This window comes from Streptomyces albofaciens JCM 4342 (assembly GCF_008634025.1).
GTDB classification, from domain to species: Bacteria; Actinomycetota; Actinomycetes; order Streptomycetales; family Streptomycetaceae; genus Streptomyces; species Streptomyces albofaciens.
The window spans coordinates 3,064,213-3,090,389 of record NZ_PDCM01000002.1 but is presented as its reverse complement, the minus strand read 5'-3'; the positions used below and the strand labels follow the sequence as shown (position 1 = coordinate 3,090,389).

The 26,177-nt window shown below is 74.2% G+C and carries 15 protein-coding genes; 8 read left to right on the top strand and 7 right to left on the bottom strand.

Features of this window, described 5'->3' with window-relative positions; translation table 11 throughout:
* Positions 1-81 precede the first annotated feature (81 nt).
* The 4 genes from CP973_RS33215 to CP973_RS33200 form a co-directional block, all read right to left on the bottom strand.
* Entirely contained in the window at positions 82-966 is an 885-nt protein-coding gene (locus CP973_RS33215) for an SCO6745 family protein (protein WP_150247505.1), read from the bottom strand.
* Between the two features lie 204 nt (positions 967-1,170).
* Positions 1,171-2,310 carry a PadR family transcriptional regulator gene (locus CP973_RS33210; protein WP_150247504.1) on the bottom strand — a complete coding sequence of 380 codons (1,140 nt, stop codon included), beginning with the start codon at positions 2,308-2,310 and terminating at the stop codon, positions 1,171-1,173.
* Between the two features lie 3 nt (positions 2,311-2,313).
* Positions 2,314-3,204 carry a DUF4097 family beta strand repeat-containing protein gene (locus CP973_RS33205; RefSeq protein ID WP_150247503.1) on the bottom strand — a complete coding sequence of 297 codons (891 nt, stop codon included), beginning with the start codon at positions 3,202-3,204 and terminating at the stop codon, positions 2,314-2,316.
* 598 nt (positions 3,205-3,802) lie between these two features.
* Positions 3,803-3,982 (bottom strand): DUF6104 family protein, encoded by a 180-nt coding sequence (locus CP973_RS33200; protein ID WP_030672361.1) that lies wholly within the window; start codon positions 3,980-3,982, stop codon positions 3,803-3,805.
* Positions 3,983-4,134: 152 nt separating this feature from the next.
* Between CP973_RS33200 and CP973_RS33195 the strand changes: the two genes are divergently transcribed.
* The 8 genes from CP973_RS33195 (at position 4,135) to fxsT (CP973_RS33160) (ending at position 20,020) form a co-directional block, all read left to right on the top strand.
* A complete protein-coding gene (locus CP973_RS33195) occupies positions 4,135-4,530 on the top strand; it encodes a CU044_2847 family protein (protein WP_150247502.1) in 396 nt (131 codons plus the stop codon).
* Positions 4,530-6,665, top strand: a complete 2,136-nt coding sequence (locus CP973_RS33190; RefSeq protein ID WP_150250639.1) for a VMAP-C domain-containing protein — start codon at positions 4,530-4,532, stop codon at positions 6,663-6,665. The genes CP973_RS33195 and CP973_RS33190 overlap by 1 nt, the downstream gene beginning before the upstream one ends.
* A 184-nt stretch (positions 6,666-6,849) precedes the next feature.
* The gene (locus tag CP973_RS33185) at positions 6,850-7,908 is read left to right on the top strand and encodes an AAA family ATPase (RefSeq protein ID WP_150247501.1); all 1,059 of its coding nucleotides are present in this window, start codon (positions 6,850-6,852) and stop codon (positions 7,906-7,908) included.
* A gap of 6 nt (positions 7,909-7,914) precedes the next feature.
* Positions 7,915-11,223 carry an SAV_2336 N-terminal domain-related protein gene (locus CP973_RS41515; protein ID WP_150247500.1) on the top strand — a complete coding sequence of 1,103 codons (3,309 nt, stop codon included), beginning with the start codon at positions 7,915-7,917 and terminating at the stop codon, positions 11,221-11,223.
* A gap of 81 nt (positions 11,224-11,304) precedes the next feature.
* The gene (locus tag CP973_RS33175; protein ID WP_150247499.1) at positions 11,305-11,532 is read left to right on the top strand and encodes a YxD-tail cyclophane-containing RiPP peptide; all 228 of its coding nucleotides are present in this window, start codon (positions 11,305-11,307) and stop codon (positions 11,530-11,532) included.
* A 163-nt stretch (positions 11,533-11,695) separates the two neighbouring features.
* Positions 11,696-12,913, top strand: coding sequence for an FxsB family cyclophane-forming radical SAM/SPASM peptide maturase (locus tag CP973_RS33170; RefSeq protein WP_244410173.1), 1,218 nt, complete (start codon positions 11,696-11,698; stop codon positions 12,911-12,913).
* A gap of 93 nt (positions 12,914-13,006) precedes the next feature.
* Entirely contained in the window at positions 13,007-16,012 is a 3,006-nt protein-coding gene (gene fxsT, locus CP973_RS33165; protein ID WP_150247497.1) for an FxSxx-COOH system tetratricopeptide repeat protein, read from the top strand.
* A gap of 297 nt (positions 16,013-16,309) precedes the next feature.
* Complete coding sequence (fxsT, locus tag CP973_RS33160) at positions 16,310-20,020, top strand: FxSxx-COOH system tetratricopeptide repeat protein (RefSeq protein ID WP_150247496.1); 3,711 nt, start codon at positions 16,310-16,312, stop codon at positions 20,018-20,020.
* Positions 20,021-20,111: 91 nt separating this feature from the next.
* On the opposite strand, the gene CP973_RS33155 is transcribed toward fxsT (CP973_RS33160), so the two are convergent.
* The 3 genes from CP973_RS33155 to CP973_RS33145 all read right to left on the bottom strand — a co-directional run bounded on the left by CP973_RS33155 (position 20,112) and on the right by CP973_RS33145 (position 26,135).
* On the bottom strand, positions 20,112-23,957 hold the full coding sequence (locus CP973_RS33155) for a multifunctional oxoglutarate decarboxylase/oxoglutarate dehydrogenase thiamine pyrophosphate-binding subunit/dihydrolipoyllysine-residue succinyltransferase subunit (protein ID WP_150247495.1): 3,846 nt from the start codon (positions 23,955-23,957) through the stop codon (positions 20,112-20,114).
* A gap of 238 nt (positions 23,958-24,195) precedes the next feature.
* Complete coding sequence (locus tag CP973_RS33150) at positions 24,196-25,398, bottom strand: sensor histidine kinase (RefSeq protein WP_244410172.1); 1,203 nt, start codon at positions 25,396-25,398, stop codon at positions 24,196-24,198.
* Positions 25,395-26,135, bottom strand: coding sequence for a response regulator transcription factor (locus CP973_RS33145; RefSeq protein ID WP_003987269.1), 741 nt, complete (start codon positions 26,133-26,135; stop codon positions 25,395-25,397). Before CP973_RS33145 ends, CP973_RS33150 begins: the two co-directional genes overlap by 4 nt.
* Positions 26,136-26,177 lie beyond the last annotated feature (42 nt).

The window sequence follows — 26,177 nt, the reverse complement described above, 5'->3', positions numbered from 1 at the left end:
GTTGTGGGCCCTGTGCCGTACGAGGGCTGCGGGCCCGTCCCGTACGAGAGGCGTCGCGGGCCACGGCCGTACGCCGGTCCGTCACGGGTACGCGACCTTCACCGCCCCGATCCCCAGCGTCCCGTGCCGCGGCAGCAGCCCGGCCTCCGAGATCGCGCCCAGCAGAGGGTTCAGCAACTGGGCGAGACGCTCCGCGCGGGAGCGGCCCAGGGCCCGCCAGGGGCCGGCGGCCAGCCGGTCCGTCATGCGCTCGACCTCGTCGCGGCCCTCCCGGGCCCGGTCCGTGGGGCTGCCGTCCGGAGCGATCCAGCCGCGCGCGGCCAGCCGGTCGTGCGCGGCGCTCCACTCCTGCGAAGACCAGCCACGCCCTTTGAAATCGGCCTTCGGCGCGGCGCCGATCGCGGCGAACGACACCAGGGCCTCGCACGGTTCCAGGTCGTGGGTCAGCAGGGCTGCCAGATGGCCGTCGCCGCGGTGCTCGCGGAGCACCGTGATGGCGTGCCAGAGCGCCAGGTGCGGCGCGTCCGGCCACGGCAGGTCGCGGTTGGCGGCGGCCAGCGGGCGGGCGGCCATGGAGGCGTTCTCGGCCGCTTGGCGGGCCAGCCGGGCGGCCTCGGCGATCTGGTCGGCGGAGACCTTCCCGGCTCTCAGCAGGCCGGTCAGTATGCGGTCCACCGCCTGAAGTCGCGCGTCCAGTATCTTGCCGGGCGCCGCCGTCGACCAGATCGCCGGCACGTACCGGGCGATCATCCGCGGGCTGAAGCTGTAGAACGTCGCGGCCACCAGCTCGGGACCGGCGGCGCCGAGCGGTGCCGTGCGCCAGGCGAAGTAGCTGGGCCAGCGCGACTCGGTGTCGAAGCCGAGGGCCGCCGCCTCCTCGAACGCCTCGGGTGCGAAGTAGAGAAGGGCATGGACGGGCTCCAGCTGGCGCCACATCCGGCGGGCCACCGCGGGGTATTCCGACATCGCGTACCTCTTGGCCTTCAAGATCCGTTCAGACAGGGAGAGTTGACTGTAAGGGCGGACACGGCCGTAGGTCTGCGATTTCTCGCGGCGGAGCCCGGCACCGGGCAAAAAGCCGTGCGAGGGTCTGACTTCCCCGATTACGGCGGGTGAATCCAGACCCTCGCGAGCAACTGTGCGTAATCGACGCGTGGTTCGGTGCCGGAGTCAGCGCGGCGGCCGCTGTCCGGCCGCATATGCCTCCGGGTCACGCAGCAGCGCTCCGACGTGCGCGGCGGTCGCGGACAGACGGCTGCGTACGTCCTTCAACTGCTCCGCCGTCACACCGTGATCGCGCGCGGCGTCCCGCAGGTCGTCGCGGAAGCGGTCCAGCAGCCGGTCGAAGTCCCGCGCGGGGTCGCCGGAGCCGGGCTCGGACGCCCACGCGGGCTCGGCCGGCGTCCATCCGGCGGCCTCCGGGCGCGCCGCGCCGGAACCGTCGCCGCCGGGCCGCGCCGCGGCGTCTTCCTTGGTGGGACCCACCGGGCCGCCGTCCTCCGGGGCCGGCCCCGCGCCCCCGCCCGGCCGGTCCGCGCCCGCCGCCCCCTCCGGCCCGACCGTGAACCGGCCCATCTCGCGCGACACCTCCGACAGCGCCTCGCGCAGGGCCCCGGCCCAGTCCCCGGTGCGTACATGTTCCTGGGCCTGTTCCTGTACGCGCTTGATGGCCTCCTGGACCTCGTCCCGGACGAACGACCGGGCCTCCCGGGCCTGCTTGCGCGCCCGCTGCGCGTCCTGCTTGGCCCGCCGGCTCTCCTCCTTGGCCCGCCGGGCCTGCTCCTTCCACTCCTCCTTGGCGCGGCGGAACTCCTCCTTCGCCTGCCGCCAGGCCTCCCGGTCGCCGTACCGGCCGTCGAAGAAGTCGGACGCGTCCGGGAAGCCGTGCTCCTCGCCGCCGTGGCGCCCGCCACGCCGGCCCTCGCGTGCCTGCGCGGCGGCCTCCCGCAGCTCGCGGCGTACGTCGCGCGCGGAGCCGCTCACGTCCTCCCGGATGTCGGACGCCAGCGCCGCGACCGACTCCCGGATCTCCATCTCCAGGTCGGCCAGCTCGCCGCCCCGGTCCGCCAGCTCCGCGCGGCCCGCCGCGGTGATCGAATAGACCTTGCGGCCGCCCTCGGTGGTATGGGTGACCAGGCCCTCGGCCTCCAGCTTGGCCAGCCGCGGGTACACCGTGCCGGCGGACGGCGCGTACAGCCCCTGGAAGCGCTCCTCCAGCAGGCGGATGATCTCGTAACCGTGCCGCGGCGCCTCGTCCAGCAGCTTGAGCAGGTAGAGGCGGAGGCGGCCATGGGCGAAGACGGGGGGCATGGGTCAGAGCACCTTCTTGTCGGTGGGGCCCGCTGGGGCCTTCGGGTCCGCGGGGCCGTCCGGGGACGGCGGGCGGCGCAGCAGGGCCAGGCCGCCGGAGATCGTGGTGACCTTCAGCCGGCCGTTGCCCGAGCCGAGCCGGCCCGTGATCCGCTTGGCCCCCCACTGGCCGCTGACGCGCAGGTCCTCGAAGGCGTTGGCGACCGTACCGCTGGTGGTGTTCGCGTCGACCTCCGCGTCCACCTCCGTGTCGCCCGGCGCGGGCAGCCGGATGGCGACCTCGCCGGAGACCGTCGTCAGCCGGATGTCCGTGCCCGTCGCCACCGGATCGAGATCCAGGACCATGTCACCGCTGACCGAATCCGCCTTCACGGTGCCGCCGGAGCCCTCGATGAGGGTCAGGTCGCCCGAGACGGAGTTGAAGCGCAGGTCGCCCGTGACGGCCTGGCCCTCCACCCGCCCGGACACGGTCTCGGCCCGCACGGGGCCCGTCAGGCGGACGAGGGTGCTGTCGCCGGACACGCCGCGCAGCTCCGTACGCCCGCCGATCCCCGAGATCACCGCACTCGCCCCCACGGTGCCGATCGCGACGTCCGTCGCGGCCGGGACGGTGACCGAGACCACCGCGCTGCGGTGCCAGCCCTTGCGGTCGAGGAACTTCAGGAACCCCTTCCAGGGCAGGTCGTCGTACGTGACGGTGAGCGTCCCCGCCTCCTGCCGCACGGTCAGCGGCGGTCCGGACAGTTCGCTGATCTCCACGCGGGGGCGTCCGCCGTCGGACGTGCCGACGACGTTGACGGTCCCGCCGACCACGCGCACCTCCAGTGCGGTGACCTCTTCCCCGATCTCCAGCGTGCGTGGCGCGGAGACCGACCACTCGGTCCGGGCTGACATGTCCTGGCCTCCCCTGGATGACTGGCGACGCGAGCTATCGCGTGTTTGCGTCCTCACGATATATCGCGCGGCGGGGTGGGGGTACCGGGCCCGCGCTTCGCGCGGATACGCGTTGCGTTTGTTTGGGGGCGGGGGTGCGCAGGGGGCCATCTCCTCGGCGCCTGGAGTGAACCAGTGTGTATCCGTAACCGGGGCTACGGTCGTCCTGCGGGGAGTGTCCCCCTGCACACCCCCTCCCGCCGGTTTGGCGGGTGCGGGCCGGTGGGGGGGAGGGAAAAGATGACCTTGGTGCGCGCCCACCCTGTGGTCACATTCACGGTACGTAAGCGCAGGGCCGGGGGCGCCTCCGCGTCGTGCGTAAGCCGCTGCCGGGGTCTGTAAAGACCCCAGCCACGGTGGCGGGAAAGTCGCGAACGGCGCGGGCTCGGGGACACGTAGGGGGCTCCCCGCAGGCGACCGATGCCCCGGTTGCGTCCAACCACCAGGGTTCACTCCAGGCAACGAGGAGTGACCCCTGCGGGGCCCCGAGCCCCCACCCACCGAACCCCAGGCGCGAGACGCGCGCCCCCCACCCACCGAACCACCAAGGACGTAAGGCCTACTCGTCCTCCTCGTCATCCAGCCGCGCCAGCCACGTGGCCAGCCGTTCCACCGGTACCTCGAAGTCGGGGTTGAGGTCCACGAACGTGCGGAGCTGGTCGGCGAGCCAGGCGAGGGTGACCTCTTCCTCGCCGCGTCGGCTCTCCAGCTCCTCGATACCGCGATCCGTGAAATACACCGTGCTCTCCACCTGGTTTCCGTGACGTTCCCGGCCAGGATAGGCAGGCGCCGCGACCCCTCGCGTCACTCGCACCCTGGGGATAACCTGATCACCTGTCAACGGCCCTGGGGCAGTGCGACATTGCCGCTCAGGGGGAGCAGGAGGCCGTGATGCGCGATCGCGCACATCTCATCGAGCTGCCCGACGGGACCCAGGTCTGGGCCCGCGTCTCCCGGCTGGACATAGCGGGCGATCCGGACGAGGAATTCGACGACGTAGGGCTCTGGGACGCCCTCGGCGCACGCGTGGAGGGCCTGCGGGAGCTGGTCGGCGGTGTCGCGACCAGCCTGCGGGCGGCGACCGAGCGGGTGGCCCCGGACGAGACGAGCGTCAGCTTCGGCGTGGAGGTGGCGGCCAAGCCGGGCCGCGCCGTGGCGCTGCTCGCGGACGGTGAGGCCAAGGCGAACCTCTCGGTGACGCTCACCTGGCGGCGGCAGGAGCGGGAAGGGGCGGTGGCGGATGAGGGCCGTGGCGACGGCCGAGGGCCGGACGATTCGGGCGCGTGATGGCGGCCTCGGAGGGCGGTCAGGGGTCCGCGCGCACCGAGCGCGCCGACCGTGAGAAGTACGCGCATCTGCTCGCCCACGCGGGCCGCGCCACCGTCGCCGTCCGCCCGGCGCCCGGCGTGGATCCGGCCCCGCTGTGGGGCAGTGGCGTGTTCGTGGCCCCGGGCTGGGTGCTGACCTGCGCGCATGTGCTGGTCAGCGGGGACGGGCGGCGCCGTCCGACCGGCCCGGACGGGGAGGTCGGTGTCGCGTTCGACGGACGGGTGGTCGCCGCGCGCCTGGAGTACGACCTGAGCCGCCCGGGGCCCGCGGACCCGCCCGGCCGCGGCCCCCGTACCGACCTGGCCCTGCTCCGGCTGCTCGATCCGGATGTCGCGCACCCGTGCGCCTGGCTCAGCGACCAGCCGGCGGCGCTCCTGGAGGACGCGTTCATCTTCCGGGGGCATGAGCAGCCGGGTGCCGGTACGGGCTCGGACGCCGCCCCTGCCCCCGGCCACATGATCCCCACCGCCGTGGACGTCGACCCCTTCATCGCCGTCCGCTTCGGCGCCCGCGACGCCCGCGGCCTCCAGTTCGGCAGCGACGTGCGCGTCACCCCGGGCGCCTCCGGCGGGCCGCTGCTGGACTGCGACCGGGGGGAGGTCGTCGGCATCGTCAAGGGCAGCCACCGGGAGGACCGGGTCGGGCTCGCGGTGCCGGTGACCGAGTTGCGGCGGCTGGCGCCGCACCACCTCGTACCGGGTGCCACCGGGCTCGGCGACGACCCGTACCACGCGCTGATGTGCCTGCACGACCGCTGGCACTGGGCCGGGCAGGAGCTCGGCGGGACGGGGGAGCCGACGTGGTTCGACGCGCAGCACGCGATCATGTCGGGGCGCGGCCGCCTGTGGGGCGTGCAGGAGCGGCTGCAGGCGCTCGACCTGCTGGCGTCGCTGCCCGCGCCCCGCGACCCGCTGGTGGTGGCGGCCGCGGTCGCCGAGGCGCTGGGGCGCGCGGACCCCTCGGGCCGTACGGGCCGGACCGGGCCGTGGACGCTGCGTACCTGGCGGGACGGGCACGGCGCGCTCTACCAGGGCAGCGACCCGTACACGGAGCTGTGCGCGTTCGTGCACTACCTGCGCATCGTCGCGCAGCGCACCGCGGACGAGGCACGCGGCGCGGCCGGTGACGAGGGCGCCGAGGTGCGCGCGGCGGCCGAGCGGCTGGCGCTGTTCGTGACGGCCAAGGCGGTCGTGCTGCTGCCCAGGGACCGGGAGCGGATCGGCCCGGTGCGGCGGCGCCCCGACTCGGTCCTGGTGGAGTTCGAGCCGCTGTTCTACGACGACGCGGGCGGGCGGCAGCTGTTCAACTGGTCGGTGAGCGAGGGGTACGGCCAGGGGCAGTGGCAGCGCGTCGAGGTGCAGGAGTCGCGGTCCGGGATGACCTTCGAGGAGGCCCGCGACCAGGTTCTGCGGCGGCTCGGGCCACGGCTGCTGCGTGCCGACGACGCGGCGGGCGGGGTCCGGGTGCGTCTGGAGGTGGCGGTTCCGGAGGAGCGCTGGCACACGGCGGCGGACCGCTGGCAGGTGCCCGCGTCCACCCGCCGTACGGCGCGGCTGCGCCCGCTGGGGCCGGCGCGCGCGGTGGTGCTGCGCGATCAGGGGCGCCGCCAGGAGGGCCGCGAGGAGGTGGACCCGGCCTGGCTGCGGCGCTGGCAGGGCCTGACCGCGGCCCGGCAGCTGACCGCGCTGCGGGTGCCGGCCGGCGCCCGCGCGTCCGTGTCGGGGCTGTCGCGGCTGCTGGAGGAGGCGGACGAGGGCGCGGTCCCGGCGCTGTGCCGGTCGGTGGCGGACGGCACCGGGCTGGAGGCCGTCGGCTGGGCGCTGGACACCGGCCACCCGGTGGCGCTGTGGCCGGCCGGCGGCCATGACGAGCGCGACTGCGACCGGGCGTGTGACGAGTTCCACCGGGAGGTGCAGCAGCTGCTGGGGGCGCCGAAGTCGGTGGCCGAGCTGCCCGAACTGGTGCGTGAGCTGCGTGCGAAGGCCGCGGAGGGCGGTGCCTCCTGGGCCCGGGATCTCGTGCTGCTCTATGACGATCCGGGCAATCCGATCCCCCAACTCTTCTCCCAGGGAGCGCAATTGTCGCCCCAATGACGGTCCCCGAGACCGGAAAACGCCCCGTGTCCTTCCGTCCGGCTGGCTACTGTCCTAGCGTCGTGAGAGATTGCGAGGGGGACGGGTCCGGGGGAGGGCGGGAAGCGATGCCGACGCTTGCCAAGAGCCCAGCCGCGGCCCTTCGCCCCTGCCCGATGGCCGGCCGGCGACGAGGAGTTCCGACGTGAGCGACTGGCTCATCTACCGTGGCGCGGGGGCTCCGCACGACGGCATCGAGCAGTTACCGCCACCCCCTCCGTGGCGCGATTTCGACGGCGGTCCGCTCGTCGCGCCGCCCGCGGCCCTCGACCACGCCTCCGAGCGCCGGCTCGGTGTGCAGCGCCGCGAGGCCAGCTACCACCGGCCGGGCGAGACGGAGCGCGAGCTGGTCAACGCGGCGCTCTATCTGCGCCGCCCGCTGCTGGTGACGGGCGCGCCGGGCAGCGGGAAGTCCACCCTCGCGCACTCGGTCGCGTACGAACTGGGCCTCGGCCGGGTGCTGAACTGGTCCATCGTCAGCCGCAGTTCGCTGCGCGACGGGCTGTACGAGTACGACGCCATCGGACGCCTCCAGGACCTCCAGATCGCCCGCGCGGCCCACCCCGGGGCGACGCCGGGGCCGGCGGAGGGGCGGCCGGGCCCGCAGGACGAGCCGGGCGGCGGCATCGGCCGCTACATCCGTCTCGGCCCGCTCGGCACGGCCCTGCTGCCCGCCGCGAAGCCGCGTGTCCTGCTCGTCGACGAGCTGGACAAGAGCGACATCGACCTGCCGAACGACCTGCTCAACGTGCTGGAGGAAGGGGAGTTCCGGATTCCGGAGCTGGAGCGGCTGGCCGGATCGGCCCCCGAGGTGCCGGTGCTCAGCGACGACGGCGTGCAGGTCACCGTGCGGGACGGCCGGGTGCGCTGCCGGGCCTTCCCGTTCATCGTGCTGACCAGCAACGGCGAGCGGGACTTCCCCGCGCCGCTGCTGCGCCGCTGCATCCACCTGAACATCCCCACGCCCGACAAGGAGCGGCTCGCGGACATGGTCCGGGCGCACTTCGGCGAGAGCGCCGCGGCCGAGCACGAGTCCGTCATCGACCGCTTCCTGGACCGCGAGCCCGGCGACGTACGGGCCGTGGACCAGCTGCTCAACGCGATCCACCTGACGCGGCAGGCCGGCTGGGCGGACGAGGACGAGGAGGAGACGCGGCGGCGCCTGACGGCCGAGCTGCTGCGGCCCCTGGATCGGACCAGGTGACCCGTGGTGCCGGCCGGCGGACCGGGCTTCGGCCCCCTCGGTGAGATCGTCGCGCGGCTGCGCGCGGCCGGCCTGCCCGCCGACGCCCGCTCCTTGGCGGACGCGCTGTGGCTGGCCCGGTGGATCACTCCCGGGGCGGCCGAGAGCGACGCGACGCCGGCCGAAGGGACGGTTCCACCGGCCGCACAGGGTCCAAAACCGGCCACTTTCTCCGTGGACCCCCATGGCCGGGAAGCCGCCCGTGACACGCCGCCCGGCCCGGAACACACCGCCCGGGACCGCCCCCGGCGCACGGAAGTGGACCTGCTGCCCGCCCAGGACGACCGCACCCTCGCCCCCGACCACGGCCGCCTCGGCGAGGTCGGCATCCCCACCGCCTCCGCTTTCCCGGGACTGCTGCCGCTGCAACGCGCCCTGCGGCCGATCCAGCGCTACCACCCGCCGGTCGCGCCGGTCCGCCAGGAACTGGACGAGGACGCCACCGCCGACCTCTCCGCACACGCCGAGCTGATCATCCCGGTGCTGCGCGGCGTCCGCCGCCGCGCCGCCAGCCTGCGCCTGCTCATGGACGGCTCGTCCTCCATGGCCGTGTGGGAGCAGATGCTGCACGACCTGCGGCAGGTCTGCGAGCGGATCGGCGCCTTCCGCGACGTGACGGTGCACTACCTCCACCCGTACGGCGACGAGGTCGGCGTCGCCGCGGGCCCCGGCCGGGACGCACCGCTGCGCCGGGCCGACCAGCTGCACGACCCCACGGGCCACCACGTCACCCTCGTCGTGAGCGACTGCGCGGGCCCGCTGTGGCGCGACGGGCGCATCCAGCGCCTGCTGTACCGCTGGGTGGCCGACGCGCCCCTCGCCGTCGTGCAGCCGCTGCCGCAGCGGATGTGGGCGCGCACCCTGCTGCCCGCCGTCGCGGGCACCCTCGTCCGGCAGCAGGGCCCGTACCGCGCCCTGGACTTCCGCCCGGCCCGGCGCCGCCGCCGCACCCCGTCCACGGCCGGGCAGGCGCGGGGCGGCACCCGCGAGCGCGCCGTACCGGTCCTGTCGGCCGCGCCCGCGGCCCTCGGCAGCTGGGCCCGGCTGGCCGCGGCCGAATCCGGCCTGTCGCTGCGCGGCGCCGCCGCCGTGGTCCGCGCCGACCACGGCCTGGGCGCGGACCTCGCCCGCGCCGCCGAGCGCCCCGAACCGGCCCGGCTGGTGCGCGAGTTCGAGCAGAGCGCCTCGCCGGACGCCCGCCACCTGGCCGTCCACCTGTCGGCCGTACCGCTCGCGCTGCCCGTCATCCAGCTCGTCCAGCGCGCGATGCTGCCCCAGACCGGGCCCGCCGAGCTGGCGGAGGTACTGCTCAGCGGCCTGATAGAGCAGCTCCCCGACCCCGCGGGCCCGCCGGGGGCCGAGGGCCCGGCCGGCGGCCCCTGGTACGAGTTCGTGCCCGGCGTACGGGACGAGCTGCTGAGCCGGCTGAGCGCGGGCGAGGCCGCCCTCGTCCTCAAGCACTGTTCCCTCTACATCGAGCGCACGTTCGGCCGCAGCGCCCGGAACTTCCCCGCGGTGGCGGTCGCCATGCTCTCCGGCAGCGGCCGGGAGCCGACGACCGGGCAGCGCGCCGTGCCCGAGCCGTTCGCGCGGGTCTCCGAGCGGGTGCTGCGCCGGTTCGAGCCGGCCCTGCGGACGCCCGCACAGCTGTCGTACGCGCCCGACGGGCCCGCCGCCGAGGGCGCCGCGCTGCTGGAGCGCTACGAACGGGACGGCACCGTACGGGACTTGATCGAAGCGGTGCGGCTGCTGCGCGCCGCGGCGCAGCGCCTGCCCGCGGCGGGCACCGACCTCGCCCGCGCGCTGCTGCACGGCTGGGCGAAGTGGCGGCAGCCGGACGCGCTGGACGAGGCGGAACGGGCGGTACGGGCGGCCGCGGAGGCCGTCGGCGGCGATCCGGCGCGGGCGACGGACGGGGACGGCGAGGCGCGCGTCCGGGCGCTGATCGTGCTCGCCCGGGTGCGGTACGCCGCCGCGCAGGAACGCGGTGCCGCGGGGTACCCGGACGGTGAACGGAGCGCGCTGGAGGAGGTAGCGCGCCACCTGGACACCGCCTGCGGGCTGATGAGCCTGCTGGACCCCCGCGTATTGGAGAGCATGGTGCTGCGTACCGAAGTGCTGCGGCGGCTGGCCGCGCTGCCCCCGGCCGCCGCGGCCGTCACCGGCCGGGCCGCCGACCCGCTCGACGAGGCCGAACAGGCCCTGACCATGCTCCTGGAACAGTGGCCCAGCGGCGAGCAGGTGCCCGGCGAGATCTACGCCGCGCGCGGCGGCGTCCTGCTGGACCAGGCGCGCCGGGCCGCCGGCCACGAGACGGCCACCGAGGCGTACACCGGGGCGCTCGCCCTGCGCGCCACCGCCGATCTGGACGCCGCCACGACCCTGCTGCGCCGCCGGGGCGGCTCCGCCGACCGCGAGGTCTGCGAGACGCTGCTGGAGCTGGCCCAGGCCCGCTCCCTGCTCGGCGGCGGCACCGGGCCCGACGCCGTGCTCCCGGTCCTCGAACGGGCCCGCGCGCTCGCCCGCGAACTGCGCGACCCGGCCCTGGAGGCGGAGAGCCTGAGCCGTACGGCCGAGGCGTACAGCGCTCTGCACACCCGCACCGCCGACCCCGAAGCGCTGGACGCGGCCATCGAGGCGCTGGCCGCCGCACTGCGCCTGACCGCCCCCGACTCGCCCGAACACAGCTCCCTGCTCGCCCGGCGCGGTGCGGCGCTGCTGCTGCGCGCCCGTCTGGAACCCCCCGGCGACCAGGCCAAACGGCTGGCGAACGAGGCGGTGCACGTGCTGCGCGAAGCGCTCGGCCGGGTCGCCCCGCACGACCCCGAACTGGGCGCCCACCGCCTGCTGTTCGGCCGCGCCCTGCGACTGCGCCACGACCGCCAGCCCTCCCTGGCCGATCTGCACGAGGCCGACTGGGTGCTGGAGCTGGCCGCGCGCAGCTCGGCCGATCCGGTGGTCAGCGCGGAGGCCTGGCTGGAGGTCGGCGACGTCCAGCTCGTGCTGGACCGCCGCTTCGACTCCCGGGAGCGGCACGACCGCGCCGCCGCCTCCTACCGCCGGGCCGCCGCCGCGGCCGAACGGGCCGGCAGCCCGCTGCTGGCGGCGCGCGCCCACCACCGGCGGGCCGGTGTCCTGGAGGACACGGCGGGGCCGCAGGCGGCGCTGCCCGCCTACCGGGAGAGCTGGGAGCAGTGGCAGCGCGCGTCCGAGGAGAACGGCCCGGAGGCCCGGCGCACGAGGGAGCGGATGCGCGCCCTGGAACCGTCCGAATGACCGTCCGACCCGGCCGGGCCGGGCGTTTCCGTGCCCGGGCGCGCGGGAACATCCCGGCCACCCGGCCCAGAGGAGAACAGCGTGGCGACAGTCCCCGTCACCGGTCCGGCCCCGGCCGCACCGGCCGAGCCGTCCGGCCCGTCGGCCGAGCCGCTGCCGGACTTCGGCGGTGTGGATGTGGCCGCCGTGGCCGCGCGGACGGGCCATCCGGTGCTGGGCGAGGTGGCCGCCCTGCTGCTGCGCAACTGGATCCCCGCCGAACGGGCGGTGGCGTACTACGACGATGGTCCGGGACCGACCGTGCGGTGAGCGTCCATTTCTGAACACCGGGCGTCGGTTTTTGGGCAAACGCGCTTCGGTTCCGGCCAGTTGCTGTTGCCGTGTGCATGTTCTCCGGTGGCCGAGCCAGATATCGCCACAGCGGGCCGTCATCGGGCTGCCCGGACGTCGGACGCAGGCAGGGGGCGGCGTCGTGGTGTGCCAGAGCCTTCAGCCGCCCGTGGTCCCCTTCCGCCAGTTCGTCCTGAAGACCCACAGCCGCTGCAACCTCGCCTGCACCTACTGCTACATCTACGCGGGCCCGGACCACAGCTGGCGCGCCCGCCCGCCGCACACCCCGCCCGGCACCGTCCGCCGGACCGCGCTGCGCATCGCCGAACACGTACGGGCCCACGGCCTCGACGAGATCCGCGTCGACCTGCACGGCGGCGAGCCGCTGCTCACCGGCCCGGGACCGCTCCTGGACCAGGCCGCCGCGCTGCGCGCCGTACTCCCGGACGGCTGCCGCGTCCACCTGGGCGTACAGACCAACGGCACCCTCCTCACCCCGCCGGCCCTCGATGCCCTGGCCGCCGCGGGCTTCCGGGTCGGGCTCAGCCTGGACGGCGGCACCCCCGGCCTGAACCGGCGGCGCCTGGACCACGCCGGACGCCCCTCCTGGGCGGCCGCGTCCCGCGCCGCCCGGCTGCTCGCCCGCCGCCCCGACACCTTCGCGGGCATCCTGTGCACCATCGACATCACCTCCGACCCCGCCCTGGTCTACGGCTCGCTGCGCGCGCTCGGCCCCCCGATGCTCGACTTCCTCCTCCCGCACGCCAACTGGACCAGCCGCCCGCCGCTGCCCCCGGCCCCGGTCAGCCGCACCCCGTACGGCGACTGGCTGTGCACCGTCTTCGACCTCTGGTGGGACGAAGCGGAGCCCGCGCCCCGGATACGCCTCTTCACCGAGATCATCGGCCTGCTGCTGGGCCGCCCCAGCAGCAGCGAGGCGGTCGGCCTGTCGCCCGTGGTCGCCCTCGTCGTCGACACCGACGGCGCCATCGAGCAGGTCGACTCCCTCAAATCGGCGTACGAGGGCGCCGCCGCCACCGGCCTGGACGTCTTCCGCAACAGCTTCGACGAGGCGCTGGCCCACCCGGGGATGGCCGCCCGCCGCCTCGGCGCCGACGGCCTGTGCGACCGGTGCCGTGCCTGCCCGCTGATGACGGTGTGCGGCGGCGGCAACTACGCCCACCGCTACCGGGCCGGCAGCGGCTTCCGTAACCCGTCCGTGTACTGCGCCGACCTGGAACGGGTGATCCGCCACATCGCCGCCCGGCTCGACGCCGAGGTGCACGTGGGACGGCCGCCCCGGGCCGGTGCCGGACTCGCCGCCGCGTCCGTCAACTGGCCTACGCCGCACAAGACCTGACGTGGCGTCGCCGCACGGGGCGATACTTGGGCTATCGTGCCGAACAGCCAGCTCGCGCACGCGCGAACCGCCGCATACCGAGGAGACGGGCGCATGGCCGACCAGTCCGCTATTACCGGCTCCGGAGAGCACATCACCATCAGCTATGCGGGGTTCAACCGGCCCTGGGCGGCATGGATCGCGCACCAGCTGGAGCAGCTCGGGCACGGCACCACCATGCTGCGCTGGGACCCCGCCGCCGACAGCCCCCTCACCGAGGAACTGGCCGGCCTGCTCGCCGCCGAGGGCCGCCTGCTCATGGTGCTGGACGACTGGTACTTCAAGCTGGGCCCCAAGACCCACGAGGAGTGGACGGCCGCCCTCCAGGAAGTCGTACCGGAGCACGCCGACCGGTTCGCCGCCGTCAGCGTCGCCACCCAGCGGCTGCCCGCCACCGCCTCCGTGCTGCGCCCCGCCGACCTGCGCGACCTGGACGCCGTCGAGGCCAACCGGCGCGTCCTGAACCGCCTCGGCGTCCCGGCCGCCGGCCGCGGCTCCGCCGAGCCCACCGCCAACGCCCCGCGCTTCCCCAACGACCCGCCCGAGATCTGGAACATCCCCCGCCGCAACAACCGCTTCACCGGCCGCGACACCGCGCTGGAGGAGCTGCACGGCAAGCTGGCGGGCCCGCTGCCGGGAGCCGGCCAGCCGCTGGAGACCCGGATCGCCCTGTACGGCATCTCCGGCGTCGGCAAGAGCCAGATCGCCGCCGAGTACGCCCACCGCTTCGGCAACGACTACGACGTGGTGTGGTGGATCAGCGCCACCAACCGAGGCGCCGCCCGCGAACAGCTCGCCGAACTGGCCACCCGCATGAACCTGCCGGTCGGCCAGGAGCTGGGCGACCGCATCCGCGCCGTCCACGAGGCGCTGCGCATCGGCCGCCCGTACCGCCGCTGGCTGCTGGTCTTCGACAGCGCCGACGACATGGAGCAGATCGAGGACCTGGTGCCGGACGGCCGCGGCCACGTCCTGATCACCACCCTCACCCGGGACTGGTCCGGCTCCGGCAGCGCCCAGGAGATCGAGGTGCTGCCCTTCACCCGTACTGAGTCCGTCGCCTACGCGCGGCGCCGCGCCCCCCGGCTGACCAACAAGGAAGCCGACCTGCTGGCGGACGCCGTACAGGACCTGCCGCTGCTGCTCGCGCAGACCGCCGCCTGGCTGGACGCCAACCCGATGGCGCCCCGGGAGTACATCGAGCTGATCCGGCGCGGCGAGCCGAGCCTGGTCGGCATCCGCATCTCCACCGACTACCCGATGGCCTTCCAGACCAGCTGGGCCATAACCCTCAACACGCTGCGCGAGCGCAGCCCCGCCGCCGTCGAACTGCTCAAGCTCTTCGCGTTCTTCGCGCCGGACGCCATCCCGGTCCCCATGCTCGCCCGCGCCCGCCGCGGCGACCTGCCCGAATACCTCGCCGACCTGGCGGCCGAGCCGATCGCGTGGAACACCGCGCTGCGCCGGCTGACCGAGTCCACCGCCGTGCGCCTGGACTACCAGGTCGCCCAGACGACCTCGGACCCCGCCGTCGAGACGGCGCAGATGCACCGGCTCTACCACCGGTTCCTGCGCAGCGACATGGCCGAGGACGAGCGGGACACCATGTCCGCCACCGCCTGCCGGGTGCTGGCCACCGCCGACCCGCAGAGCCCCTCCGACACCCGCACCTGGGAGCAGTACGCCGCCCTCATCCCGCACCTGGAGCCGGCCGGCGTCCTGGACAGCCCCGAGACCTCCGTCCAGGAACTGCTGCTGAACTGCATCGAGTACCTGCGGGTGCGCGGTGAGTACCGCATCGGCCTGCGGCTGTGCGAGCAGTTCCTGTCCCGCTGGCGCACCCGCATCGCGCCCACCCAGCGCACCATGCTCGTGATCACCCACCAGCACGCCAACATGCTGCGCCGCCTGGGCCGTTACCGCGAGGCCGAGGCGGTCGGCAGCGCCATCGTCGAGGAACTGGCCGCCGAACGGGACCCGGGCGACGGCGCCCTGCTGCGCGCCCAGGACGGCCTGGCCGGCACCTACATGGCGCTGGGCTCCTACCAGCGGGCACTGGAGATCTTCGAGTCGGTCGTGCGCGGCCGTACGGAACTCCTCGGCCCCGAGGCGCCCCTCACCCTCTCCTCGCGCAGCAACCTCGCCTCCGCGCTCAGCGCCGTCGGCCGCTACGAGGAAGCGCTCGCCCTCTACGGCGAGGTGCTGCTGGTCTGGGAGCGCCAGCTGCGCGCCCGGCACCACCTCACGCTCGGCGCCGCGTACTCGTACGCCCGCATGCTGCGCCTGCTCGGCCGCTACACCGACGCCCTCTCCCGCCAGGAGCTGAACGTACGGCTCTACCACCAGGTCATGGGCAAGCACACGCCGATGACCCTGCGGGCCGAGCACAACCTCGCGCTGTGCCTGCGCCGCTCCGGCGCCGTCACCCAGGCCGACGCGCTGATGGGCGACGTGGTGGAGCGCGCCCGCCGGGTGCACGGCCCCCGCCACCCCGAAACGCTCATGATGCAGGCCAACTACGCCACCTTCCTGCGCGAGCACGGCGACCTCGGCCAGGCCAGGGAACTGGGCGAGGAGGCCGCCGAGCGGTACCGCACCCTGGTCGGCGAGGCCCACCCGTTCACCGTCGGCGCGCTCGGCAACACCGGCCTGGTGTGCTGGGAGTTCGGCGAGCGGGACAACGCGCTGGCCATCGCCGAACAGGCGCTCGAAGGCATGACCCGGGCCATGGGCCCCGACCACCCCTGGACGCTGGGCTGCGCCCTGAACGCCGCCGGCGCCCGCAACCGCGTCGACGACGAGGAGAGCGCCGCCCAGCTGAGCCGCGACACCCTGGAACGCGCCAAGCAGACGCTCGGCGACACCCACCCGCTGACCCTCTCCGCCAAGACGGCCCTCGCCGACGACCTGCGGGCGCTGCGGCGCGGCCAGGAGGCGTCCAAGCTGGAGCAGGAGGCCGTGCAGCAGCTCACCGAGACGCTGGGCGCCGAGCACCCGCACACCCTCTCCGCCCGCCGCCGGCGCCGCCCGTACTGGGACTTCGAGCCGCAGCCGGTCTGACGCGCCCCGGCCCGCCCGGGGCCCGCACCGGCGCGGGCCCCGGCGGCGTACGCTCGTCATGAGCCGAGGAGCAGGTGCAGCAGCCAGGACACGGCGGCCTGCACCGCGCCGGAGGCCACCGCGACGGTCACGTACGACGGAATCTTCACGACAACGCGCTTGCGCCGCATGGGAGCGGTCCTCTCGCTGGGGCCCGGACGGACGGTGGCACGGCACCACCGTCGCGGCGCGCACCGGTGTTGCGGCAGTCCGCACACGTTGCGGACCGGCCCAACGCCCCGCGTCGAGGGGGCCAGCATGGACACAGCGGCCGGACCGGACGGCGACGCGCGCGATCCCGCGCCCGTGCCACCCGCCGGGGAGCGCGTCGGCGACCTCAAGCCGGTGCCCCGGCACGTCGCCCCGCAGTGCCGGGAACTGGCCCTGGCCCTGCGCGGCGTCTTCGCCGGACTGCGGCTGTCCGTGCGGCGCTACGCGCTGCGCCGCCACCACGACCCCGGCACCGTCTCCCGCTACCTCAACGGCACGGCCGTCGCCCCCGCCGAGTTCGTCGAACGGCTCCTGGAGGACGCCGCCCAGGCCCTGGGCCGCCCGGTGTCCGCCGAGGTCACAGCCCGTGTGACGGCCCTCCAACGGGAGGCCCTGCGCGCCACCAACAAGCTCGGTTGGGAGCTCCAGCTGCTCCGCGACCGGCTCGCCGAGGCCGACCGGCGCCAGCGGGCCGCCGAGACGAACGTCGAAGCGCTGACCGAGGCCCTGCACGCCAGACAGCGGCGCATCGCCGAGCTGGAGACCGAACGCCGCGGCGCCGCCGCCCGGCTGGAGGCCCGGCACGCCGCCCAGGAGGACGAGGCCGTACGCACCCGGGCCGCGCAGGAGCGGCTGCGCGCGGACCGCGAACGGCTGCGCACCGAGGCCGCGCGCCTGCGCACCGCCCTGGAGGAGGCGCGCGGCCGGGCGGCGGCCGCCGAGCGGCGCTGCGCGGAGCTGGAGCGGCAGCTGGCCGCCGCGGAGGAGTTCGTCGCCCGCACCCTGGAACGCGGCTCCGGCACCGGGACCACCCGCTTCACCATCAGCTTCGCGGGACCGGACCGGTTCTGGGCCGTGTGGGTCCGGCACCGGCTGGAGATCAACGGCCACGAGGCCGCCCTCCAGTGCTGGGAGCCGCCGGCCGGCCTGTCGCTCCGGGAGTCGCTGCGCGCCCTGCTGATCGTCGAGGGCACCCATGTCCTGCTGCTCGGCGACGGCCTGATCGCCGCCGGTCCGCACACCGCCGCCGGATGGACCGAGGCGCTGCGCGAACAGCCCGGGCGGCTGGCCGTGTTCGCCGTCACCGCACGCGCCGCCGAGGCGGCCGGAGCCGACCCGGACGCGGGCTTCCTGGGCGCCGTGGGCGCCGAGGAGGCCGAGCGCCGCATCCTGGAGCGGCTGGGCCTGGACACCACGTTCGCCGGGGTCCGTACGGGCGCCAGCGCGCCCCGCTTCCCCGCCGAACCACCGCACATCTGGGGCGGCGTCCCGGACCGCGACCCGGGCTTCACCGGCCGCGAGGAACTGCTCGGCCACCTGGGGCACCACTTCGACGAAGGCCGCTCCGGGGCGGCCGTCTGCGTCCTGGCGGGCATGCCCGGCGTCGGCAAGACACAGCTGGCCGCCGAGTACGCGCACCGCTTCGCCGCCCAGTACGACGCGGTCTGGTGGATACCGGCCGGCGGGGACCCGCACGCCGTACGCGCCCGCCTGGCCGCGCTCTACGACGCGCTCACCGCCCCCGGCGCCACGGGAACGGGCGGCCCGGCGGCGCCCGCCGACCGCGCCCGCGCCGTCCTGGACGCACTGCGCCGCGGCGCCCCGTACGGCCGGTGGCTGATCGTCCTGGACGGCGCGGACGACCCGCGCCGGACGGCCGGTCTGCTGCCCAGCGGCCCCGGCCACGTGCTGATCACCTCGCAGCACGGCGGCTGGGCCGCTCCCGACGCCCGCGTCCTCCAGGTGCCGCCCTTCGCCCGGTCCGAGAGCGTGCGCTACGTACGGCGGCGGCTGCCGCGCGTCGGCCGGGCCGAGGCGGAGCTGCTGGCCGCCGAACTGGGCGACCACCCGCTGGCCGTGGCCCAGGCCGTCGCCTACCTCGACGCCGAGGTGCTGCCCGTGCCCCGCTATCTCGCCCGGCTGCGCGACACCTCCTGGGAACGGGCGCCGCTGACCGCCACCGGCGACTACCCGACCACGTTCTCCCGCGCGCTCACCTCCGTACTGCGCCGTCTGCGCGAGACCCACCCCGAGGCCGTCGAACTCCTCCACGTGTGCGCCCTGTTCGCGGACGGCGGCGCCCCGCCCGCCCTGCTCCGCATCAGCCTGCCCGAACCGCTGCGCGGCCAGTGCCTGGACCCGCAGCGCTGGCAGGCCCTGGTCGCCGTCCTCGTCGAGCACTTCCTCGCCGGACTGTGGACCCCGGAGGACGGCGAGGGCGGCGCGGAGCCCACCGGTTCGGTCCTGCGCATGCACCCCCTGGTGCGCCGGGTGGTACGCGACGAGATGCCCGGCGGCTACCGGATCGGCCTGCTGCGCCGGGTCCGCCACGCGCTGGCCACCGCCGACCCCTGCGACCCGGCCAACGTCCGCGTATGGCCGCAGTACGCGCGGATCGTGCCCCACCTGGAGCCCTCCGGCGGGCCCGGCGAGGCCGGGGAGGAGAACGCGTCCCTGGTCCTGAACTGCGTGCGCTACCTCCACCTGCGCGGCGACTCCCGTACCGCCTCCCACCTGCTGGAACGGATGGCCCGCAGCTGGCGGGGCCAGCTCGGCGACGGCCACCCCTGGACGGCGGCCATCGTGCCGCGCCGCTCCGAGGTGCTGCGCGCCCTGGGCTCCTACCGGCGCGCGGCCGCCGCCGACCGCGCCGAACTCTCCCGGCTGCGCGCCGCGGACGCCCCGGCGTCGGCCGTCCTGGCCGCGGTCGGTGACGTCGGCGCGGATCTGCGCGGGCTGGGCCGGTACCGCGAAGCCCTGGAGTACGCCCGCGAACAGTACGACGGCCGCGCCGCCGAACTGGGGCCCGCGCACCCCGTCACCCTGGAGGCGGCCGGCGCCCTCGCGGACAGCCTGCGCCTGCTCGGCCGGTACGCCGAGGCCCTGCGCCTCAGTGAGCACACCGCGGCCGGCTACCAGAGCCCCCCGGAGCCGCAGGACCTGTGGCGGCTGCGCGCCGAGGGGCGCCATGCGCTGGACCTGCGGCTGCTCGGCCACTACGAGAGCGCGCTGGGACGGCAGCTCGCCACCACCCAGGCCCACCGCGAACTCCTCGGCGCGGAACACCCGCTGACCCTGTGCGCCGAACACGGCCTGGCCCTGTGCGAACTGCGCAACGACGCGGTGGGCGAGGGACTGGTGCGGCTGCGGGAGGTCCGGGAGGCCGCCGAACGGGTGCTGGGGCCCACCGCGCCGCCCGCCCTGATGACGGCCGCCAGCCACGCCTGCGCGGAGCGCACCCACGGTGACCCCGACGAGGGCCTGTCCCGCTGTGACGAGAGCCTGCGCCGCCACCGTTCCGTGTACGGTCCCCACCCCTGCACCGCGGGCGCGCTGACCAACTACGCGGTGGCGCTGCGCACCGTCGGCGAGACGGAACGGGCCCGGGAGCTGAACGAGGAGGCGCTGCGGCTGCTGACCGCGTTCCTGGGCGAGGACCACCCGTGGACCCTGGGCGCCGCCTACAACCTCTGCGCGGACCACGAGTACGGCCCCGATCCGGGCGGCGCGCCGGACCTGAGCCGTACCACCGCCGAACGCGCCGCCCGCACACTGGGCGCCCGGCACCCGTGGGCGCTGCTGGCCCGGGCCGCGCACGCCGCCGTACTGCGGCTGACGGGAGCCGCCGACGAGGCCGACGCCGTCGAGGCGCAGGCGCTGGCCGGACTCACGGAGACGCTCGGCGGCGGCCACCGGCTCACCGTGGCGGTCGGCACGGGGCGGCTGCCGGTGTGGACGTTCGACCCGCTGCCCGGGTGACCGGTTCCGTACGGCCGTACGGAACGGCCCGGGGCCCCGCCCCGAACGCCGTGGCGTTCAGGACGGGGCCCCGGGGCACCGGTGGACCGGCCTACGCGTCGAACGCCTCCGCGATCAGCGCGGCCTGCTCGGCCTGGTGGCGCTTGGCGGAACCCACGGCCGGCGACGAGGAGTGCGGCCGCGAGATGCGGCGCAGGCGCTCGCCGTGCGGCACGTCGGCACCGACGGACAGGTCCAGGTGGTCGATCAGGTTCAGACCCAGGAACGGCCACGCACCCTGGTTCGCCGGCTCCTCCTGCACCCACAGGTACTTGCCCGCGTTCGGGTACTTGGCGATCTCCGCCTGGAGCTCCTTGCCCGGCAGCGGGTACAGCCGCTCGATGCGGACCAGCGCCGTGTCGAACGCGCCGCGCTTGACCCGCTCCGCCTCCAGGTCGTAGTAGACCTTGCCGGAGCAGAAGATGACCTTGGTGACGTCCTCGGCCTTCGCCGCGTCGTCCGGGATCACCGGACGGAAGCCGCCCGAGGTGAACTCCGCCGTCTTCGACGTCGCCGCCTTCAGGCGCAGCATCGACTTCGGGGTGAAGACGACCAGCGGCTTGTGGTGCGGGTTGTGCACCTGCCAGCGCAGCAGGTGGAAGTAGTTCGACGGGAGCGTCGGCATCGCGACCGTCATGTTGTTCTGCGCGCACAGCTGGAGGAAGCGCTCGATGCGGGCCGAGGAGTGGTCCGGGCCCTGGCCCTCGTAGCCGTGCGGCAGCAGCAGCGTGACGCCGGAGGTCTGGCCCCACTTCTGCTCCGCCGAGGAGATGAACTCGTCGATGACGGTCTGCGCGCCGTTGGCGAAGTCACCGAACTGCGCCTCCCACAGGACCAGCGCCTCCGGGCGGGCGAGCGAGTAGCCGTACTCGAAGCCCATCGCCGCGTACTCGCTCAGCAGCGAGTCGTAGACGTTGAAGCGCGCCTGGTCCTCGGACAGGTAGAGCAGCGGGGTGTAGTCCTCGCCGGTCTCCCGGTCCACCAGCACCGCGTGGCGCTGGCCGAAGGTGCCGCGGCGGGAGTCCTGGCCCGACAGGCGGACCGGGGTGCCCTCCATCAGCAGCGAGCCGAAGGCGAGGGTCTCGCCGGTGCCCCAGTCGATCGTGTCGTCCTCCACCTGGGCCGCGCGGCGCTGCAACTGCGGCAGCAGGCGCGGGTGGACGGTGACCCGCTCGGGGATGTTGACCTGGGACTCGGCGATCCGCTTGACGACCTCCTGGGAGATCGCGGTGTCCACGGCGACCGGGAACTCGGCCTGCGGCTCCGGCACCTCGGGGGCGGCCGGGGCGGTGGTGGCCTCGCGGACCTCCGTGAAGACCTTCTCCAGCTGGCCCTGGAAGTCCTGCAGCGCCTGCTCGGCCTCCTCCAGCGTGATGTCGCCGCGGCCGATCAGCGACTCGGTGTAGAGCTTGCGCACCGAGCGCTTCTTGTCGATCAGGTCGTACATCAGCGGCTGCGTGAAGCCCGGGTTGTCGGTCTCGTTGTGACCGCGGCGCCGGTAGCAGATCAGGTCGATGACGACGTCCTTGTTGAACGCCTGGCGGAACTCGAACGCCAGTCGCGCGACCCGGACGACGGCCTCGGGGTCGTCACCGTTGACGTGGAAGATCGGCGCCTCGATCATGCGGGCCACGTCCGTGGCGTACATGGAGGAGCGGGCCGACTCCGGGGCGGCGGTGAAGCCGACCTGGTTGTTGATGACGATGTGCACCGTGCCGCCGGTGCGGTAGCCGCGCAGCTGCGACATGTTCAGCGTCTCGGCGACCACACCCTGGCCCGCGAACGCCGCGTCGCCGTGCAGCTGGACCGGCAGGACGGTGAAGTCCGTGCCGCCCTTGCCGATGATGTCCTGCTTGGCGCGCGCCACACCCTCGACGACCGGGTCGACGGCCTCCAGGTGGGACGGGTTGGCGGTGAGCGAGACCTTGATCTGCTCGCCGTCCAGGCCGGTGAAGGTGCCCTCGGCGCCCAGGTGGTACTTCACGTCGCCGGAGCCGTGCATCGACTTCGGGTCGAGGTTGCCCTCGAACTCGCGGAAGATCTGCGCGTACGACTTGCCGACGATGTTGGCGAGGACGTTCAGCCGGCCGCGGTGGGCCATGCCGATGACGACCTCGTCCAGGCGCGACTCGGCGGCCGAGTCGATGACCGCGTCCAGCAGCGGGATGACGGACTCGCCGCCCTCCAGGGAGAACCGCTTCTGGCCGACGTACTTCGTCTGGAGGAAGGTCTCGAACGCCTCGGCGGAGTTCAGGCGGCGCAGGATGCGCAACTGCTCCTCGCGCTCCGGCTTGGAGTGCCCGCGCTCGACCCGGTCCTGGATCCACTTGCGCTGCTTGGGGTCCTGGATGTGCATGAACTCGATGCCGGTGGTGCGGCAGTACGAGTCGCGCAGCACGCCCAGGATGTCGCGCAGCTTCATCATGGTCTTGCCGGCGAAGCCGCCGACGGCGAACTCCCGCTCCAGGTCCCACAGCGTCAGCCCGTGCTCGATGATGTCGAGGTCGGGGTGCTTGCGCTGCTCGTACTCCAGCGGGTCGGTGTCGGCCATGACGTGGCCGCGCACCCGGTAGGCGTGGATCAGGTCGAAGACCCGGGCCGCCTTGGTGACGTCGTCGTCGTGGCTGACGTCGATGTCGCGCAGCCAGCGCACCGGCTCGTAGGGGATGCGCAGCGACTTGAAGATGTCGTCGAAGAAGTCGTTCTCGCCGAGCAGCAGTTGGTTCATGATGCGCAGGAACTCGCCGGAGGCGGCGCCCTGGATCACGCGGTGGTCGTACGTGCTGGTCAGCGTCATGACCTTGGAGATGCCCAGCTTGTTCAGGGTGTCCTGCGAGGTGCCCTGGAACTCCGCCGGGTAGTCCATCGCGCCGACGCCGATGATGAGGCCCTGACCGGGCATCAGGCGGGGCACGGAGTGGACGGTGCCGATGCCGCCCGGGTTGGTCAGCGACGCGGTGACTCCGGTGAAGTCCTCCATCGTCAGCTTGTTGTTGCGGGCACGGCGGACGATGTCCTCGTACGCCTGCCAGAACTCGAAGAAGCTGAGCGTCTCCGCCTTCTTGATGGCCGCGACGACGAGCTGGCGGTCACCGTTGGGCTTGACCAGGTCGATGGCCAGACCGAGGTTGATGTGCTCGGGCTTGACCAGCGTCGGCTTGCCGTCCTTCTCCTGGAAGGAGTAGTTCATCGACGGCATGGCCTTGAGGGCCTGCACCATCGCGTACCCGATCAGGTGGGTGAAGGAGACCTTCCCGCCGCGGGCGCGCTTGAGGTGGTTGTTGATGACGATGCGGTTGTCGAACAGCAGCTTCACCGGGACGGCGCGCACGGACGTGGCCGTGGGCAGCTCCAGGGAGGCGTTCATGTTCTTGGCAACGGCGGCGGCGGGGCCACGGAGCGTGACCAGTTCCGGGCCTGCGGGCGCCTCGTCGGCCTTCACGTCGTCCTTCTTGCCTGCGGGCTGAGCGGTCTTCACGGGTGCGGTCTTGGCCGGAGCGGCCTTGGCGGGCGCAGGGGCGCTCGCGGCCGGCTGGGCCGGGGCGGCGGGCTGCGCGGCGGCGGGCCGGTCGGCCGGGGCCGCGGGCTGCTGCTGCGCGGGCCGGGCCGGGGCCGCGGGCGCGCTCGGCGCGGCGGCCTGCGCGGCCTGGCCGGATCCGGAGGCCGGAGTGGCGGGGGCGCCGTCACTCGCCGCGGCCGGCGCGGCGGCGCCCGCTCCCGGCTTGTAGTCGGCGAAGAAGTCCCACCAGGCTCGGTCTACCGAGTTCGGGTCCTGGAGGTACTGCTGGTAGATCTCGTCGACGAGCCACTCGTTCGGACCGAATGCGGCAGCAGGGTTCTTACCCTGCCCCTCTTGGTCAGTCGAAGTGCTCGAACTGTTGGGGGACTGTGGCGACACGGCGGCAACCGCCCTCTTCCGCTTCCTAAGGTGGTGGACAGCGGGAATAAAGGCTACGCCTCTCGGGACCTTTGGTGCAGTCCGGGGCCGTCAGTCGTCGTGCACGTCACATTCAGCAAAGGGTTTCGGGGCATGACGCGATGGGAAACACACCAAGTTCGCCTGTATGCGGGTACGGGCCATCGCCGGCGCACCCCCGAACCGGGTGCTTCCACCACCGACCCTACGTCACACGGAGTCAGCTTCGTATGACACCGGTACCCGGAAGAGTGACACGGATGCGGCAGCCGCGCGGGGATTCGGCCACCCCTATCCGCCCGCCGTGCAGATCCACCGCCCAGCGCGCGATCGCCAGGCCCAGGCCCGTACCGCCGTCGCTGCCCGGCCCCGACGCCGCCGGATCGCCCCGGTTGAAGCGCTCGAAGACATGGTGGCGCTCGGCCTCCGGAATGCCCGGGCCCTCGTCCTGCACCTCCAGCTCCAGGCTCTCCGGCGCCTCGCCCGCCCGCGCCCGCACCGTGACCCGGCCGTGCCGGGGACTGTGCTTGATGGCGTTGTCGATCAGGTTGGCCACCACCTGGTGGAGCCGCTCGGCGTCCGCGTGCGCGGTCAGCTCCGGCGGCGAGACGTCCAGGTGCAGATGCACGTCCGTACGGGTGTGGGTGCCGGAGCCCGCCAGCCCCGAGAGGGTCGAGGCGCCCCGGCTCATGTTGGCCTCCTTGAGCACCCCCGACAGATACGGCCACACCTCGAAGCGGCGGGCGTGCAGCGGCACCACGCCGTTGTCCAGCCGCGACAGGTCCAGCAGGTGCTCGACCAGCCGCCCCAGCCGCTCGGTCTGCTTCAGGGCCGTACGCATCGTCTCCGGATCGGGCTCGCAGACGCCGTCCACCACGTTCTCCAGGACGGCGCGCAGGGCCGCTATCGGGGTACGCAGCTCGTGCGACACATTGGCGACCAGCTCCTTGCGGTGGGTGTCCACCGCCTCCAGGTCGGCGGCCATCCGGTTGAAGGCGTCCGCCAGGTCGCCGAACTCGTCCCGCCGCCCGCCGCGCACCCGGCGGGTGTAGTCACCGTTGGCCATCGCCCGGGTGACGTCCGTCATGTCGTCCAGCGGCGCCGTCAGGCCCTGCGCGACGAACTGGGTGACCAGCAGTGAGGCGATGATCGAGAAGACCGTGATGACCCGCAGCTCGGTGTCGGAGTGGATGGCGACGAACACCAGCAGCGTGGTGATGATCACCGAGACGATGACCAGCGCGCCGAGCGCCGCCTTGACCGAGCGGTACGGGTCCAGCGGCCGCAGCCCCTCCCACACCCGGCGCCAGAACGGCGCCCAGACCCGCTCGCGCAGGAGGGCCGGCCCGTCCCACGCCCGCTCCCGGGCCCGGTCGCGCCGCTCCTTCCGGTCGGCGGGCCGGCGGCGGGTGGGGGCCGTCATACGGGCGGGGTCTCCAGGGCGTACCCGACACCGTGGACCGTACGGATGCGCTCGGCGCCGATCTTGCGGCGGAGCGCCTTGATGTGGCTGTCGACCGTACGGGTGCCGGAGGCGTCGGCCCAGTCCCAGACCTCGGCCAGCAGCTGCTCGCGCGAGAGCACCGCGCGCGGCGTGTTGGCCAGACAGACCAGCAGGTCGAACTCGGTCGGCGTCAGATGCACGTCGGTGCCGCGCACCCGCACCCGGCGCTGCGCGTGGTCGATCTCCAGCTCGCCGAGGCGCAGGATGCCGCTGCGCGGCGTATGGGCGGCCAGCGCCGCGCGCTCCACCCGCCGCAGCAGCACATGCACCCGCGCCGCCAGCTCCCGCATCGAGAACGGCTTGGTCATGTAGTCGTCCGCGCCCACGCCCAGACCGACCAGCATGTCCGTCTCGTCGTCCCGCGCGGTGAGCATCATCACCGGCACCGGGCGCCGGGCCTGCACCCGGCGGCACACCTCCAGCCCGTCGAAGCCCGGCAGCATCACGTCCAGCACCAGCAGGTCCGGCTGCCAGGCCTCGGCGGTGTCCACCGCGGCGGGCCCGTCGGTGGCCGTCTGCACCTGGAAGCCCTCGGCACGCAGCCGGGCCGCGATGGCGTCCACGATCGTCGGATCGTCCTCCACGACGAGGACCCGGCGCTGGGCGCCGGGCGTGGCCGCGGCGGTGCCGCCCTGGGTGGTCTGCGTCTGATCCATCGCCCGCCCCTGCATGTCCCCGTGCTGCCTGGTCGCGTACTG

Bases quoted from the DNA above. Each gene is read 5' to 3' on its own strand.
- fxsT (WP_150247496.1), top strand. From the start codon at position 16,310: ATGGACACAGCGGCCGGACCGGACGGCGACGCGCGCGATCCCGCGCCC.
- CP973_RS33205 (WP_150247503.1), bottom strand. From the start codon at position 3,204: ATGTCAGCCCGGACCGAGTGGTCGGTCTCCGCGCCACGCACGCTGGAG.
- CP973_RS33150 (WP_244410172.1), bottom strand. From the start codon at position 25,398: ATGACGGCCCCCACCCGCCGCCGGCCCGCCGACCGGAAGGAGCGGCGC.
- CP973_RS33145 (WP_003987269.1), bottom strand. From the start codon at position 26,135: ATGGATCAGACGCAGACCACCCAGGGCGGCACCGCCGCGGCCACGCCC.
- fxsT (WP_150247497.1), top strand. From the start codon at position 13,007: ATGGCCGACCAGTCCGCTATTACCGGCTCCGGAGAGCACATCACCATC.
- CP973_RS33195 (WP_150247502.1), top strand. From the start codon at position 4,135: ATGCGCGATCGCGCACATCTCATCGAGCTGCCCGACGGGACCCAGGTC.
- CP973_RS33190 (WP_150250639.1), top strand. From the start codon at position 4,530: ATGGCGGCCTCGGAGGGCGGTCAGGGGTCCGCGCGCACCGAGCGCGCC.
- CP973_RS33210 (WP_150247504.1), bottom strand. From the start codon at position 2,310: ATGCCCCCCGTCTTCGCCCATGGCCGCCTCCGCCTCTACCTGCTCAAG.
- CP973_RS33215 (WP_150247505.1), bottom strand. From the start codon at position 966: ATGTCGGAATACCCCGCGGTGGCCCGCCGGATGTGGCGCCAGCTGGAG.